We start from the raw sequence: 16,195 nt of genomic DNA, 5'->3' as shown, positions 1-16,195 counted from the left end.
TGTTTTCTTGTCCGTCTTTATTATAACCAAAGAATATATTAAGGATTTTCTTGCTGTGGAATGGAGGCGAAATATGATAGGTGTGCTGGTACTAGGATGCTCAGTAATAGGTACTTATAAGTTAGTGGAACGTATACAGGCAGAATTAGAGTGGGGTAAGATCTCCAAACTTGCACTTTGCGGATCATATAATAAGGCTCTTCCTTCGTATGGGAAACTAAAAAAAACTTTTGCGGATAATCCTTATTTTCTTTATAACTATGCTGCTGTTTTATTGGAAGATAAGCAATATGAAGAAAGCTTGCAGGTAGCTTTGGAATGTCGTCAATATTGGGCTGATTATGATTTGGAATTAATCATAGGAGAGAATTACCAGCAACTAAATAAGAATGATCTGGCCGAGAAATATTATATTAGTGCATCCATGATGTGTCCCTGTCGTTTTGTTCCACTTTATCAATTATATGAATTGTATAAAGAAGTTGGGAATAGAGAAGAAGCGTTTTTGATAGCTAAAAAAATACAGAAAAAACCAACTAAGGTAAATTCTGTATTCATTAAGCGGATAAAATCTAAGATAATGAAAGAACTTGAATTTTCTGGAAATAAGAATAGGAAACATGAGATATAATATCTTTTTGAGAAAGATGTTAATTTATAAAGCTAAAATTATTAGTTTATGGTATGAAATGAAAGAAATAGTAAGAAGGATGAAAGCGAGTCATTCAAGAATATAAGTTGATTATAGTACTTACATCACAGTAGTTAAACAATTCGCATAATAAAAATAAAATTCAATATTATGAATAGAATATTTAAAAATCTAGCGTTATGTACCTCATTATAGTTATAACGAGTTTGTTTGGAGGTTGCAGTAATGATTTTGGAGAAATGTTAGAAATAGAGAATGAACCTGTAGCTGGTAAATATCTGGATTGTTCGGATGATTTATCTCCGGAAGAAGAGTTAATAATTATAGATGAGGCTTTTCAAAGAATAGAAGATCATTTTGTTGTGGAAGATGATATATGTTATTTAACTGTCTATTCTGCAAAAGATATGAATATGTCAGATGCTGTATTTGGGTTAGTTAAAAAAACAGTAAATCGTCTCAATATGCAATATGAAGCTTATTCGTATTTTAAAAATAATACAGAAGGAATTATAATAAGAAATCCTTTCGAATTGAAATTCCGTATTGCTACTCCAAGAGCTCAGTCTGAAATGATAGGTGGTCCTCAAATGATGACCAAACTTACTATTTTAGATAATCAAGAAACTATAACAGTGTTAAACGCAATGAGGACTGCAAATAGTACAATCACTTTTTTAGAAGCATTGGCTGTGGGAGGTATTTATGGTACTTTAGCATCGACTATTGTTACAATTTATGGGGGATTAACTGATGCACAACTTTCAAAGATTCAAGATGATCATGCTCGATCAGGATCGACTAATGGGATAACATTGAAAGAAGTGTCTTCATGGTCTCCTACTACAGGTATAATATATCCTCCAACATATCGTGCAGAAATAAATTGATGATATTATGAAGAATATAATTATAAGGTTAATCAGTATTGTTTTGTTTTTTATCAATATATACCTTTATGTTTTGGATCCTTTGGAAAAACATCATAACTTAATTAAAATACTAATTGGTTGGGTGATTATTTCTTGTATACTTTATTTCTTATTTAGGCACAGTGGAAAATTGATAGTATACATTATTTCTACAACTCTGCTTGCTTTGTCTTATTTTTTAATTCCAATATAGATTGAATGTGTTTGTAATGGATTATTTAGTAGGTATTCGAATTATTTTATAACAAATGTCAATGAATATGAGAGGTATGATATTGAGTGTTTTAACTTTTGGGTTGTTTAGGGCTGACTGTAGTAATCCGCAACCTAAGACAATGCACTATGATGAGCCACAAAACGTGTGAGATTATCTTCATCTTCTTTTAATGATACTTGATTGTTGTAAGTGGTTTAGAAATAAAGATAAACTATCAGGAGCTCATAATTGCGGCTTCTGATAGCCATAACCTTTATGGCTTTTGGCGCATGGATATTCATATTTATGTGATGAGATTTTGGTTATAGGAAGTGATGATCTGCGTAATATGCTTATTATGTTTGATAGAGAGCTAGAAAAGGACGATAAATTCTTGGTAAGAATTATCGAGATAGATAAGGTTACGCCTGTGATAGTGGTGAAGGGACGTAATCGGAATGATATGAAAAAACTGTATGAACGTTATAAAGCTGAGATACAAGAGAAATGAGGAAATACAAAGTGATGATAAAAAAAATGTTTGTATGTTTGCTGATAGTCGCATCGGCAGCTTGCGAAAGTACACCGTATTCTGATGAAACGACAAGAAGCGATCTTCGTGCTCCGGCTTATCCGTTACTGACTTTGCATCCGCAGATGAAACTGTGGTCTATGACCGACGAGCTGAATAAGCAGAATGTAACATTTGGTGGTAACACACAGTTACCCTTTGTGGGATTTTTGAGGGTAGATGGTGTTATGTATCGTTTCATGGGAAGTAAAGATTTACCGATGCAAGCTATTGCTCCGATGGCACTTGATCATGAAAAGTGGGAAGCTAAGTTTACCTGTCTGGTTCCTGATGAAGGTTGGGAACAGCCCGGATTTGATGACAAACGTTGGCAAATATCGGAAGGTGCGTTTGGTACATCTGAAATGTGGGAAGCAAAGACATTGTGGGTTTCACCTGATATTTGGGTGCGTAGGGAAGTGGATATAGATCCCTATTTACTGGAACATAAGAAAATTTATCTACGTTATTCTCATGATGATGTCTTTCAACTATATATCAATGGAAAACAATTAGTAAGTACCGGCTATGATTGGGGGGCAAATTTTAAGGTGGAAATTCCAGACTCTATTCTGCAAACAATGAAAGGTGGGAAAGCTATAATTGCTGCCCATTGTGAAAATCGTACCGGAGGTGGATTAGTGGACTTTGGACTTTTTGCAGAAGAACCGACTATTCCTGTTGAAACGTTAGCTTCTATTTCTTATGAAAGTGGATGGACTGGAAAATATACGATGGAACAACCTGAAGAAAATTGGGAAAAAGCTGGATTTGATGATACTACATGGACTGAGGGACAAGCTGCTTTTGGTACCAGTGACCAGCGAAATGTCCATACATCGTGGCTTTCATCCAACATCTGGGTGAGACGGACATTAACGTTCGATCCGTTATTGGCAAAGAATAAACAGATCTATTTACGTTATTCTCATGATGATGTCTTCCAATTGTATATAAATGGAATGCAGTTGGTTAATACCGGATATGAATGGAAGAGTGACTTGAGAGTGAATATTCCGGATTCGATTGTAGATACCATGAAAGACGGACAGGTAGTGATCGCTGCCCATTGTGAGAACCGGATGGGAGGTGCGTTGGTAGATTTCGGTTTATATGCCGAATCGAAGAAAGCCAAACAAAAATCGATAGATGTACAGGCTACGCAAACACACTATACATTTGAATGTGGAGACGTGGAACTGAAACTTAGTTTTACTGCTCCTTATTTACTCGATGATTTAGAAACTTTCGCCCGTCCCGTTAATTACATTTCTTATCAGGCTAAGGCATTGGATGATAAAGAACACGATGTTGCTATCTATTTTGAAGTAGACCCACACAAAGCATTTGATGCCGGACAATCTACGCAGATGTATGAGAAAGATGGATTGGCATTGATGAAGACTGGAAAAGAGAATCAGAAATTATGGGTAAATAAAGAGAGGGAAGATCGTGCATGGGGATATTTCTATTTGGGAACGAAGGATGATGTTACTTACGCACAGGGAGACGCTGCTGAAATGCGTGCCTACTTTATGAGAGAAGGTGATCTGAAACAAATGAGAAGGTCAAATGAAAAGCGTTATGCTGCATTTGCGCAAAAGTTGGATCTGAATAGCAACTTTCCTCAACATCTGACTGCTGCATTTGATGGTTTGTATACGATGGCTTATTTTGGTGAAGACTTACTCCCTTATTGGAATAGGAATGGAGAAAAGACCATAGAGGATTTATATGTGGAAGCTGAAGAGGAATATAAAGAGGTGATGGCTAAATGTTATGAATTCGATCGCCAATTAATGGCAGATGCTTATCTTGTCGGAGGAAAAGAATATGCAGAACTTTGTGCTTTGGCATATCGACAGTCGGTTTCTGCTTTTCAGATGTCGGAATCATCAGATGGAGAATTGCTTTATTTTACTCCGCAGGTAGGACCGGTTGATGAATATTATCCGGCTTCTCCGCTTTATCTTCGTTATAATCCGAAGTTGGTGGAAGCGATGTTGAATCCTTTCTTTTATTATAGTGAAAGTGGGAAATGGGGGAAACCTTACCCTGTGCATGATCTCGGTGGTTATCCGATTGTGAACGGGCAAACGGTAGGCGGTGATATGCCTATAGAAGAGGCAGGAAATGCTTTGATAATGACTGCTGCCATTGCTAAAATGGAGAAGAACGCTTCGTATGCAGAAAAGCATTGGGAGACGCTAACACATTGGGCAGGGTATTTATTGGAAATTGGTACGGATACAGGGGATCAATTGACAACGGATAATTTTGCAGGGGGATGTCATCACCATGCTAATTTATCTGCTAAAAGTATTTTAGGTATTGCTTCGTATGCAAAGTTGGCGGAAATGCTAAATAAGAAAGAAGAAGCGAAGAAATATATGGATGCTGCCTGTGAGATGGTTAAAGAATGGGAGGAATCTGCTTATGCCGGAGACCATTATCGTTTAGCTTTCGACCAACCGGATAGTTGGGGAATGAAATATAATTTGATATGGGATAGATTGCTTGACTTGAACCTTTTCCCGGAGAGAATAATCCAGAAAGAAATGGATTTCTATCTGACTAAGATGAATGAGTTTGGTTGTCCGTTGGATAGCAGACATAGTTATACGAAAACTGATTGGATGGTATGGACAGGCTCATTGAGTACAGATAGTACGACGTTCAGAAAGTTTATTCTACCACTTCATAAGTTTATGAACGAGACAAAAGATCGTGTGCCAATGGCGGATTTGATAAATACAGATCAATCAAAGGTGATAGACTTTCGCGGTCGTTCGGTGGTCGGGGGTATTTTATTAGGTTATTAGAACAGAATTAAATAAATGTCCGATGGAAATATTTGCTCAGAAATAGAATTATTAGTTCAAGTGTATGTCAAAAATGAGCTTGGAATGTTACAATAGGGTTCTAATAATAAATTATATGTTTGCTAATTTGCTTAAAATCAGATGTGTATGGGAGCTTGTTCTGTAACGCCCTCTTGTCTGGCTATCAAAATTGCTCTATCTTTGCAATAACAAAATAATAAGATGAAATCATTAATGGTGTTAGTTTATTGAGTTATCTTGTTATTTCCAGATCAAGCAGGTTCAGTGAATAGCTTGAAATAGAAAGAAGCTTGTTTTCTTAATTAGGAAATATATTCTTTAATATGTAGATATTAGGTTTGGCAGGAACAACATGGGGGAAACATGTTCTATGTTGTGAAAACTATCTTCCATATCTAATTGGAGTTGTAACTTGTTTACTAGACTCTATTTGGAGGAAGAAGTTATTCATGGTTGTAGTTCCTGCCAGCCTTTTTTTCTTTCGTACTTTTCTTATCGGACTGATCGTTGTTCCATTATGTACATAGTTAATTGTTTCATTTATCCCTACTCAATCAATGGGAAGTTTGTTTTCATTTACTTTGATGTTTTTTTCAAACTATGGGATGTTTGAATATAAGCTTCTCAATCTTTTTCTTGGAAATATGATTTGTTTGATGATATGAAAACAGATTTTCCTTCATCATTCTGTCTTTTTAGGCGCATAAATGTATTTTAGATAAAAATTACCTACCATGGATGTTGTTGTGAAATATAATGCTGCAAACGTATTCAGTTCTTTTCTTACTGAATATTTATATACTAAAAAGGTAAATATAGTACCAAGAATTGTCATTACAGTTATTATAAGTATTTTTTTTAGCTTCGGTAGTAATGTTTTGTCCATAATGTATGTATAAATTACAAAGATGGCAATTGATAAGATTCCCGTTATAGCAAAAGTCATAATGTCTATATTGATGGGACAGAAAAACTGAATGAGTAGCATGCCGCTAACTATGATAGTAAGCTCAGATAGAAATAGAAAGAAATTTTTCATACTTTGTTTTTTATGGTGTTTTGAATTTGTATATTGTTAGTCTTTATAAAGCTCTCTAATGAAATCTGAGATGGAGTCACAATCTGCTTTCATTTTTTTCTTTAGGCGGCTGCGTCTTGTCCGTAGCGAACTCATCAATATATTGCAGAATATTGCAATTTCTTTATGATCTAATCCCATTCGCATTAATAAGATGATATGAATATCGTCTTCGGTAAGTGAAGGATAGTTTTGACGCAATTTTGCGGCAAAATAATGCTGTGACTGGTTTATGTATATTTCCAGGCGGTTCCAGTGCTCTTTAGTCAATCTGGATGGAGAATGTAGTAACTGATTTATTTCGTTCTCGTTTACAGTACTATTGTTCTTCCCTTGGAGAGAATTCATATAAACATCCAATGCGACAGCTTGGGTTGCATGTTCTGATTTTGCCAAAGCACGTCGGACAATTTTTCTACTGATGAAGAATGCAAATAATGTGATAAAAGTACAATAGATAATTCCCATAATTGATCTTATTTTTGGGCAAATATAGAGTGTGAATATGTGAAAGTTTATATTTTGACCGTGTACAAATGGCCTGTCAGGTGATTTGTACACGGTTTGCTGGTTGGAACTAATAGAAGGGAACTGATAATTCCAGTTTTATTTGATTGGTCAATTTATAATTTTAGTCCGTCAAGTAATTCCAGATAGATTTTGATAGCTTCTTCTATCTCTTTCAACATAATATATTCTTCAGCAGTATGTGAACGTGAAGAGCGTCCCGGACCGATTTTTACCGATGAAAAGGGCATTAATGCTTGATCCGATAAGGTGGGAGACCCAAACGGTGCACGTCCCAACTTCATTGCCTTTTGCACAAACGGATGTTTTTCGTCGATTCGTGATGAGTTGAGGCGGAAAGAACGTGCTTGAGCATCACAGGAAATATGTTTCTTGATTTCTGCAAACAATTCTTCATTAGAATACAGCTCATTACTACGGATATCGACGACAAATGTACATTTATCAGGAACTACATTATGCTGTGTGCCGGCATTAATAACTGTAACACTCGTTTTCACAGGTCCTAGCAAAGGAGATTCTTTCTCAAATTGATAATCGCGAAACCATTTGATATCGTCCAATACTTTATAAATTGCATTATCACCTTCATTGCGTGCGGCATGCCCTGCCTTTCCTGTGGCTGTGACGTCCAGTACCATTAATCCTTTTTCGGCAATAGCAGGTTGCATCTCTGTGGGTTCCCCCACAATTGCAAAGTTTATCGGAGGAAGTCCTGGCAATACACTTTCGATCCCATTTTTACCGGATATTTCTTCTTCGCAGGAAGCTAAATAAATCAGATTATAACTTTGTGAAGTTCGACATAGTTGCAGGAACACCTGTAAGAGAGAGACTACACTTGCTCCGGCATCATTACTTCCCAATCCATACAGTTTTCCATTTTCTTCGCGTGGGGTAAACGGATCTTTGCGCCAGCCATTTACAGGTTTTACGGTGTCAATATGAGAATTGAGCAGGATAGTTGGCTTTTTCAGGTCGAACATTGGACTGAGACACCAGACATTGTTTCCTTTACGCCCTGCCTGCATCCCTTCGGCTTCGATATAATTTTGTAAAAAATCAGCGGCTTGGGTTTCTTCGCGGCTGAGCGAAGGAATACTGATTAGTGATTTGAGCAGACTTACAGCCTCTGCCGCCATAGACGAAATATCATAGTTCATTGTGTAGATTGATTTTAGATAGTATTTTAAATTGCACAAAGATAGTCGTTTTGCGCAATTGTTTCAAATAAAACTAATACCTTTGTAGCATATTTACTAATACAAAGCGTATGACTTATCATCATTTATCTGTCTTGGTTCATCGTCAGGCTGAAAAGTATGGCGACAAGGTAGCACTGAAATACCGGGACTACGAGACAGCACAATGGCTTCCAATTACTTGGAACCAGTTTTCGCAAACTGTAAGACAAGCAGCAAATGCGTTTGTTGCATTGGAAATCGAAGAACAAGAGAATATAGGTATTTTCTCACAGAATATGCCCGAATGGTTTTATGTAGACTTCGGAGCTTTTGCAAATCGGGCAGTGACTATCCCTTTTTATGCAACGAGTTCGCCTGCACAAGCACAATATATTATTAATGATGCGCAAATCCGCTATCTTTTTGTCGGGGAACAGTATCAGTATGATTCAGCTTTCAGTATTTTCGGCTTTTGCTCATCTCTGAAACAATTGATAATTTTCGATCGTTCTGTGGTAAAAGATCCGCGCGATGTATCTTCTATCTATTTTGATGAGTTTATGGTGATGGGAGAAGGACTTCCTCATAATCAAATTGTAGAAGAGCGTACGACACATGCTTCTTATGACGATCTGGCGAATATTCTTTATACTTCCGGAACTACCGGAGAACCTAAAGGGGTGATGTTGCATCATTCTTGTTATCTGGAACAGTTTCATACGCATGACGAACGTTTGACTACGATGTCGGATAAGGATGTTTCCATGAATTTCCTTCCGTTGACGCATGTTTTTGAGAAAGCGTGGTGTTATCTCTGTATTCATAAAGGAGTACAGATCTGTATCAATCTCCGTCCTGCTGATATTCAGACTACGATTAAAGAAATCCGTCCGACGCTGATGTGCAGTGTTCCTCGTTTTTGGGAGAAGGTATATGCCGGTGTGCAAGAGAAGATTAATGAGACTACCGGTGTGAAGAAAGCATTAATGTTGGATGCTATTAGGGTTGGTAAGGTTCATAACTTGGATTATCTGCGTCTGGGAAAGACTCCTCCGGTGATGAACCAGCTTAAATATAAATTTTATGAGAAGACTATTTATTCATTACTGAAGAAGACAATCGGTATTGAGAATGGTAATTTCTTTCCAACTGCCGGGGCGGCTGTTCCTGATGAGATTACTGAATTTGTACATTCTGTAGGGATTAACATGGTAGTGGGATACGGATTGACTGAATCCACAGCTACTGTATCGTGCGCATTGCCAATCGGTTACGACATAGGTTCGGTAGGTGTAGTATTGCCGGGATTGGAAGTGAAGATCGGAGATAATAATGAGATTTTGCTTCGTGGTAAAAGTATTACCAAAGGATACTACAGGAAAGCTGAGGCAACCGCTGCTGCCATTGATCCTGAAGGTTGGTTCCATACGGGAGATGCTGGTTATTTTAAGAACGGACAACTTTATCTGACTGAGCGTATCAAGGATTTGTTTAAAACATCGAATGGTAAATACGTTGCTCCGCAAGCTTTGGAAACAAAACTGGTTATCGACCGTTATATTGATCAGATTGCGATTATTGCCGACCAACGTAAATTTGTTTCTGCGTTGATCGTGCCGGTATATGGATTGGTAAAAGAGTATGCAGAAGAAAAGGGAATTGAATATAAGAATATGAATGAACTTTTACTGCATCCTAAAGTTCAAGGTTTGTTCCGTGCACGAATTGAGACGTTGCAGCAGCAGTTTGCCCATTATGAGCAGATTAAGCGATTTACTTTACTCGCTGAACCGTTTAGTATGGAACGTGGAGAATTGACTAATACTTTAAAGTTAAAGCGTTCTGTTGTGGCTGTTAATTATAAAGATGTGATTGAGAAAATGTACGAAGAGTAATTGATAACATATTTTGGCTAAAGAATGATGGATAAGGCTGTCTTAAAAAATAAGGCAGCTTTATTTATAATTTGTAAGTTAGGAATATTGTCCTTCTTATTTCGCTCTATTTTCTCATCGAGAGTTGGAATATAACTATTGGCTTGTAGTCCTTTTTATGTTTTCTACTTCTTATATATTTTTATTGGAAAAACCTTACTTATATGTAGTATTCAGAGAGATATGATTCAGATTGATATATCCGACATGTTACAATATCTCTTCTAAAGTAAATAGCTGTAGGTTTTATTTGATTTATAATCAGTTGATTATAAAAATGTGAATGTAACAATATCTTGCTTATTAGCAATATGTTGCGTATATTTGAGGAACAATTGTATATGTTTGTGTTGACTAAATCAGATATAAAATGAAAACACCAATAAAATTGATTTTTATTTCTTTGCTTACAATAATAGTTAGTTTCTATTCTTGTTCAGAGATAAGAAAGGAGTCACATATACCCTCTTTATTAGATACAGCTCTTCAACAAGCTAAAAATAATCGGTCTGAGCTTGAAAAAGTTTTGTCTTATTATCGGTTACATCCGGCAGATAGTCTTAAATATCGTGCCGCTTGTTTCCTGATAGAAAATATGCCATATTATACATATTATAAAGGTGAACGCTTGGAGCAGTATCTTACTTTCTATTCATTGTTGCGTGAAACTCGCGGTACCAATATTACTCCTCGAGCGGTGGTCGATTCGGTCTATTATATGTATGGGCCTTTTCATCTGGACTCTTTGCAATCCTATAAGGATATTGAAACAGTCGATTCTGCTTATTTATGTAATAATATTGAATGGGCATTTAAGGTTTGGTATGAACAACCTTGGGGAAAAAATGTATCATTTACAGATTTTTGTGAGTATATTCTTCCGTATCGTATTGCGAATGAGACATTGAGTGATTGGCGTGAAGATATATATCATAAATATAATCATTTGCTTGATTCTTTCCGTATTTCAGATATAGTTGATAAAGATGATCCGGCTGTTGCAGCACGTTGTCTGCTGGATTCTTTGCGTAAAAGGAGTAAGTTTTTCACTACAACTGTTCCTCCTGAACTTCCTCATGTAGGACCGGAGGTCGCTCAGAACAGAACAGGAAGCTGTCGGGAACTTTCCGATTATGTTGTATATGTATGTCGTGCCTTGGGAATTCCCTGTGCTATCGATTTCATGCCAATTCATGGTGATGGAAATGACGGTCACCAATGGGTATCATTTTCCGGTAGGTATGGTGACTTGTATTATCAGGAATTTCTAGACGCTTTGAAAGAAGTACGAAATAGCAAGATATATGGTTCCTCTAAGATAAAAGTCTATCGTAATACTTTTAGTCTTAATTGTGATATGAAAGAGGAAATGCAAAAACTAGATTCTGTTGTTGTTCCTTTTTTTAAAAGTCCTCATGTTATTGATGTTACAGATTTATATGCAAAAAGTTATAAGAAAGAGTTGAAGATTCCGTCGAAGTTAATTTATAAGGGTAAACCACATTCGCGTATTGCTTATCTTTGTGCTAGTAGCCGGATGAGTTGGGAGCCTGTAGCATGGACCGAATTTGACGGGCAAAATTTAGTTTTTTCAAATATACAAAGAGGACCTGTAATGCGTGTAGCTACTTATGAGCAAGGGCATCTCCGTTTTTGGACTGATCCGTTTGAAGTGACAATTTCTAATGAATTTCATTTCTTCACTCCATTAGATAGTGTGCAAGATGTTACTTTGTTTTCCAAGTACCCGTTGCAATCGGAAGAAAAGTTTCAAAATCGTATGCTTGGAGGAACTTTTGAAGTGAGTAATGATCCGGCTTTTCAGCAGAAGGAGATCATACATATGATAGGGCGTAAACCGGAACGGTTACAAACAGTTGTTTATCTTAATTCTGTGAAACCTTATCGCTATATTCGTTATGTTGGTCCTGAGGAGGCACATTGTAATGTGGCTGAAATTACTTTTTATGCAGTTAATGATACTATTCCATTGAAAGGGAGAGCGATGGGGACTCCCGGTTGTTATCAAAAAGATGGTTCACATGAATATCCGAATGTGTTCGATGGTAATACAGAGACATCTTTCGATTGTTTGGCGGCTTCCGGTGGGTGGGCTGGTTTAGATTTAGGCAGTCCTAAGCGGATAGGGAGGATTGTTTATACGCCTCGTAACTATGATAATTATATACGTCCGGGAGATGAATACGAATTATTTTGCTGTATTGGAAGGGATAAATGGGATTCTTTTGGTGTACAGATTTCCAAGGCAGATACTTTGGTCTATAAAGATGTTCCTGTTAATGCTTTATTACTATTGAAAAATTATTCTCGTGGTACGCAGGAAAGAATTTTTGCCTATGAAAATGGAAAGCAGGTTTGGAAATAATGAAGTTTATAATAAAATATTGTTTAACTAAATGAAAGTAGAAATGAAGAAATTAAAATTTCCTTTATTCCTTGTAGGAATACTGGTTGCTTTTGTTGCTTGTGAATTTTGTTATTTATAATTGATTACGAGATATGAGAATTAAAAATATAATAATTGCATTTACTCTGTTATTATCATTAGCAGGTAATGCTCAGACCCCTTTTAGTGATAGAGCTCCATTAGACTCAGTACCTGAATGGGTAAAAGAAAGAGTTACACCAAAAGAATATGAAATATGGAAAACTATGAGTAGTGTGTTTTACATAGATTATTCTATTCTGAAAACAGAGCTTTCTCCTGAACGGAAACAAGAAATCTATGATGGACTTAAAAAAATATGTGAAGGAATTGAAAAAGGGGAATTTTCACATCAAGTTGGTACAGGATTTACTTTTGCAAAAGAAAATCCTATTGATACGACTTTTCAGTGGAAGTTATGTGAACTGACTCAGATAGACGAAAATATTCAATTGTGTAAACGGGAAGCTAGTGTTTATCAAAGTGCACACTCAAACAGTGTAGAACTAGTTTGTACAGTTTGGTATATTTATAATTCTCAAAAGAAAGAGGTTCATATCGTGAAATATGAAATCTCACCCAATGGGTCGCGTTGTAAATTTCAAGGAGGAATGGGAATGGTTTATCAAAAGAATTTAAATCGTTTGCAGGGATCTTATGCGGGTACTTTTCGATATGAAATAGGCGGAAGAAAGTATTGTGATCAGTTGGAGAAGTCATTTGCTTTTTCTATTGATAAGTAGAGGTTGAATCAATTAACAAGGTAATTATGGCAAAACATCTTATTTTTTTGCTATTCATTTTTGTGGTGATGGCATGTACAAGGGGGACAAAGTATTCTGACGAAACGATAAAAAATGAATTGCGTGCCCCGTCTTATCCACTGTTCTCACTTCATCCACAGGTACGTTTGTGGTCTTCTGCGGATAAATTAACCGATAGAAATATTACTTTTACAAATGGGAAAGCTTTTCCTTTTGTGGGATTTCTACGGGTAGATGCTGTGATATACCGATTTATGGGAAGTGAAGAATTACCAATGCAGGCGATTGCGCCGATGGCTTTCGATTCTGAAAAATGGGAAGGGAAATTCACTAGTCTTATGCCGGAGCCCGGTTGGGAACAGCCGGGATTTGATGATAAATACTGGCAGTTAGGAGAAGGTGCGTTTGGAACGAAGGATAAACGAGAGGTGAAGACTCAGTGGCTTTCATCGGATATATGGGTACGGAGGGAGGTGGATGTTGATCCGTATCTGCTTGAGCATAGGAAAATTTGTCTACGTTATTCTCATGATGATGGTCTTCAATTATATATTAATGGAAAACAATTGGTCAATAAAATAGACGGTACAGCATCGAACGTAAAAGTGGAAATTCCAGATTCTATTTTAGATACGATGAGAGGAGGAAAGGCATTGCTGGCTGCTCATTGTGAGAATAAGGGAAAAAGTGCATTACTGGATTTCGGATTGTTTGTAGATGAACCGGAAATTCTTATAGAGAAGGTTGCGCCTATGGGAAAATGGCAGGGGAGATATACCACAGAAAAACCGGATGAAACTTGGACAACGGCAACTTTTAACGATAGTACTTGGGCGGAAGGAGAGGCAATGTTTGGTACAGAAGGTGAACAAGATGTACATACTCCTTGGAATACCTCAAGACTTTGGGTAAGGAGGAAAGTTGTTTTCGATTCTTTACTGGTGAAAAACAAACAGCTTTGTATACGTTATTCACATAATGATGCGATTCGGTTGTTTATTAATGGAAAGCAATTGGTGAGCTCCGGATTTAAGGCAAAAAATGATGTTCGGGCAGAAATCCCGGATTCAATTGTTGAAACAATGAAGAATGGAGAAGCACTAATAGCCGCCCGTTGTGAAAATTGGGGTGGAAAGGCTTGGGCTGACTTTGGTTTGTATGCTGAACCTAAAGAAGCTGTACAGAAATCTGTTGATGTGCAAGCTACTCAGACTCATTATAGGTTTAAGTGTGGAGATGTGGAATTGAAGCTTACTTTCACAACTCCTTATTTATTGAATGATTTGAAAGTTCTTAGTCAACCGGTGAATTATATTTCTTATCAGGCTAAAGCTTTAGACGGTAAAGAGCATGATGTGGCAATTTATTTTGAAGTTGATCCACATAAAACATTTCGTGCAGGACAGACTACACAAATATATGAAAAAGATGGCTTAGTGCTAATGAAACTGGTCGCGAAAACCAAAAGCTATGGGTCGATAAAGAGAAAGATGCTCCGGTTGGGGATATTTATATCTAGGTACAAAGGATGAGGTTACATATGCTCAAGGAGATGCCGCAGAAATGCGTACGCACTTTATGAAAGAAGGAAGTTTAAAGGAAATGCGCAAGTCTAATGAAAAACGATATACAGCGTTTGCACAGGAGTTGGAATTGGACAGTGAATTTCCACAACATTTGACGATCTCTTTTGATGGACTCTATACGATGTCTTATTTTGGAGAGGACTTGTTCCCATATTGGAATAAAGAGGGTACAAAGAAGATAGAGGAACTGTATGAAAATGCAGAAAAAGATTATAAGGAAGTGATGGCTAAGTGTTATGCTTTCGACCGTCGGCTGATGGAGCAGGCGTATCTTGTTGGAGGAAAAGAATATGCAGAACTTTGTGCATTGGCTTACCATCAGACTGTAGCATCTTTTCAAATGTCTGAAACTTCAGAAAATGAAATGCTTTATTTTACTCCACTGGTTGGCACTGTCGATTCTTATTATGCTGCTTCACCGTTATTCCTTTATTATAATCCGGAGATATTGAAAGCGATGCTTGCTCCTTTCTTTTATTATAGTGAGAGTGGAAAATGGAATAAACCGTATCCAGCTCATGACTTGGGAGGATATCCGTTTGTTAATGGACCGGGAAAAGGAGCAGATTTTCCTGTGGAAGAAGCTGGAAATATGCTGATCATGGTGGCTGCTATGGCTGAAGTGGAACAGGACGTGAGTTATGCGGAAAAACACTGGGAGACTTTGTCGAAATGGGCCAACTATCTTTTAGAGAATGGGACGGATACGAAAGGACAAATGAATGCAGGTAGCTTTGTTGCCCGTTGTCCACATCATGCCAACTTATCTGTCAAAGGAATTTTAGGGGTTGCTTCATATGCTTTACTGGCAAAGATGTTGGAAAAGCAGGAAGAGGCGGATAAATATCTGACGGCAGCTAAAGAGATGTCGAAAGAATGGGAAATGCTGGCTAATGATGGGGATCATTACCGATTGGCTTTTGACCGGCCGGATAGTTGGGGGCAGAAATATAATTTGGTTTGGGATAGATTACTTGGGTTGAATATTTTCCCTGAAAGAGTTATAGAGCAGGAAATAGCTTTTTATACTACGAAGTTGGGTACTTATGGTTGCCCACTAGACAGCGAAACAAATAATGTAAAGGCAGAGTGGAGTGTTTGGATTGCTTCTTTGAGCAAAGACAGTGTGCAGTTTCGTAAGTTTCTTCTCCCGCTTTATCTGTTTATGAATGAAACCAAAACTCGTGTACCAATGCCGGATGCTTATCATGTATCTGACAAAGGGACTTTAACAAAATATTGGGGAAGACCGGTAGTAGGAGGTTATTTTATCCAGTTGCTGGAAAAGAAATTAAATGAGAGCAAATAAGATATAGCACGATTTTAGAAGATCGATGATTTGTATGAATAACAGATAAGACTGTGCTAGAGGGGGCATGAAAGAATTTCTTTCAACGCCTTAAATGTAACGTAGTCTTGTTTATTAGAAATGTGATTTATAAATTTATAGAGAAATAATGAAAAACTTGGCAGTATATATT

At 37.0% G+C, this 16,195-nt stretch carries 10 protein-coding genes and 2 pseudogenes; 10 read left to right on the top strand and 2 right to left on the bottom strand.

Annotated features, from left to right (window positions below):
• From JCM17102_RS30605 to JCM17102_RS21875, 4 genes and pseudogenes are all read left to right on the top strand, one after another.
• Positions 1-631: pseudogene (locus JCM17102_RS30605) on the top strand (O-antigen ligase family protein); the annotation flags it as partial.
• Between the two features lie 200 nt (positions 632-831).
• A complete protein-coding gene (locus JCM17102_RS03665; protein WP_033886499.1) occupies positions 832-1,542 on the top strand; it encodes a hypothetical protein in 711 nt (236 codons plus the stop codon).
• Positions 1,543-2,063: 521 nt separating this feature from the next.
• Positions 2,064-2,291, top strand: coding sequence for a hypothetical protein (locus JCM17102_RS26030; RefSeq protein WP_025074032.1), 228 nt, complete (start codon positions 2,064-2,066; stop codon positions 2,289-2,291).
• Positions 2,288-5,173, top strand: coding sequence for a glutaminase family protein (locus JCM17102_RS21875; protein WP_275564315.1), 2,886 nt, complete (start codon positions 2,288-2,290; stop codon positions 5,171-5,173). The genes JCM17102_RS26030 and JCM17102_RS21875 overlap by 4 nt, the downstream gene beginning before the upstream one ends.
• A 1,096-nt stretch (positions 5,174-6,269) precedes the next feature.
• Here the strand turns inward: JCM17102_RS21875 and JCM17102_RS21870 are convergent.
• On the bottom strand, positions 6,270-6,740 hold the full coding sequence (locus tag JCM17102_RS21870) for a helix-turn-helix transcriptional regulator (RefSeq protein ID WP_025074030.1): 471 nt from the start codon (positions 6,738-6,740) through the stop codon (positions 6,270-6,272).
• Between the two features lie 155 nt (positions 6,741-6,895).
• Positions 6,896-7,963, bottom strand: a complete 1,068-nt coding sequence (locus tag JCM17102_RS03640) for a M20 family metallo-hydrolase (protein WP_025074029.1) — start codon at positions 7,961-7,963, stop codon at positions 6,896-6,898.
• 110 nt (positions 7,964-8,073) lie between these two features.
• Here JCM17102_RS03640 and JCM17102_RS03635 point away from each other — a divergent pair, with 110 nt between their 5' ends.
• From JCM17102_RS03635 to JCM17102_RS31215, 6 genes and pseudogenes are all read left to right on the top strand, one after another.
• Positions 8,074-9,879 carry an AMP-dependent synthetase/ligase gene (locus JCM17102_RS03635; protein WP_025074028.1) on the top strand — a complete coding sequence of 602 codons (1,806 nt, stop codon included), beginning with the start codon at positions 8,074-8,076 and terminating at the stop codon, positions 9,877-9,879.
• Positions 9,880-10,288: 409 nt separating this feature from the next.
• Positions 10,289-12,304 carry a transglutaminase domain-containing protein gene (locus JCM17102_RS03630; RefSeq protein WP_025074027.1) on the top strand — a complete coding sequence of 672 codons (2,016 nt, stop codon included), beginning with the start codon at positions 10,289-10,291 and terminating at the stop codon, positions 12,302-12,304.
• A gap of 134 nt (positions 12,305-12,438) precedes the next feature.
• Positions 12,439-13,107: a hypothetical protein gene (locus tag JCM17102_RS28795; protein ID WP_025074026.1), complete on the top strand. Its 669-nt coding sequence runs from the start codon at positions 12,439-12,441 to the stop codon at positions 13,105-13,107.
• A gap of 26 nt (positions 13,108-13,133) precedes the next feature.
• Positions 13,134-14,660, top strand: a complete 1,527-nt coding sequence (locus JCM17102_RS31225) for a DUF4964 domain-containing protein (protein WP_275564314.1) — start codon at positions 13,134-13,136, stop codon at positions 14,658-14,660.
• Between the two features lie 25 nt (positions 14,661-14,685).
• Positions 14,686-14,916, top strand: a pseudogene (locus JCM17102_RS31220) (hypothetical protein); the annotation flags it as partial.
• 21 nt (positions 14,917-14,937) lie between these two features.
• Positions 14,938-16,023, top strand: coding sequence for a glutaminase domain-containing protein (locus JCM17102_RS31215; RefSeq protein WP_306302454.1), 1,086 nt, complete (start codon positions 14,938-14,940; stop codon positions 16,021-16,023).
• Positions 16,024-16,195: the final 172 nt, after the last annotated feature.

This window comes from Bacteroides faecichinchillae JCM 17102 (genome assembly GCF_000614145.1).
GTDB classification, from domain to species: Bacteria; Bacteroidota; Bacteroidia; order Bacteroidales; family Bacteroidaceae; genus Bacteroides; species Bacteroides faecichinchillae.
The sequence above is the reverse complement of the archived record's forward strand: the minus strand, read 5'-3'. Positions and strand labels throughout refer to the sequence as shown.

What these genes read in the sequence shown, in the direction of transcription:
- JCM17102_RS28795 (WP_025074026.1), top strand. Translation starts at nt 12,439, where the DNA reads ATGAGAATTAAAAATATAATAATTGCATTTACTCTGTTATTATCATTA.
- JCM17102_RS21875 (WP_275564315.1), top strand. Translation starts at nt 2,288, where the DNA reads ATGAGGAAATACAAAGTGATGATAAAAAAAATGTTTGTATGTTTGCTG.
- JCM17102_RS03665 (WP_033886499.1), top strand. Translation starts at nt 832, where the DNA reads ATGTACCTCATTATAGTTATAACGAGTTTGTTTGGAGGTTGCAGTAAT.
- JCM17102_RS31215 (WP_306302454.1), top strand. Translation starts at nt 14,938, where the DNA reads ATGGCTAAGTGTTATGCTTTCGACCGTCGGCTGATGGAGCAGGCGTAT.
- JCM17102_RS31225 (WP_275564314.1), top strand. Translation starts at nt 13,134, where the DNA reads ATGGCAAAACATCTTATTTTTTTGCTATTCATTTTTGTGGTGATGGCA.
- JCM17102_RS03630 (WP_025074027.1), top strand. Translation starts at nt 10,289, where the DNA reads ATGAAAACACCAATAAAATTGATTTTTATTTCTTTGCTTACAATAATA.
- JCM17102_RS21870 (WP_025074030.1), bottom strand. Translation starts at nt 6,740, where the DNA reads ATGGGAATTATCTATTGTACTTTTATCACATTATTTGCATTCTTCATC.
- JCM17102_RS03640 (WP_025074029.1), bottom strand. Translation starts at nt 7,963, where the DNA reads ATGAACTATGATATTTCGTCTATGGCGGCAGAGGCTGTAAGTCTGCTC.
- JCM17102_RS03635 (WP_025074028.1), top strand. Translation starts at nt 8,074, where the DNA reads ATGACTTATCATCATTTATCTGTCTTGGTTCATCGTCAGGCTGAAAAG.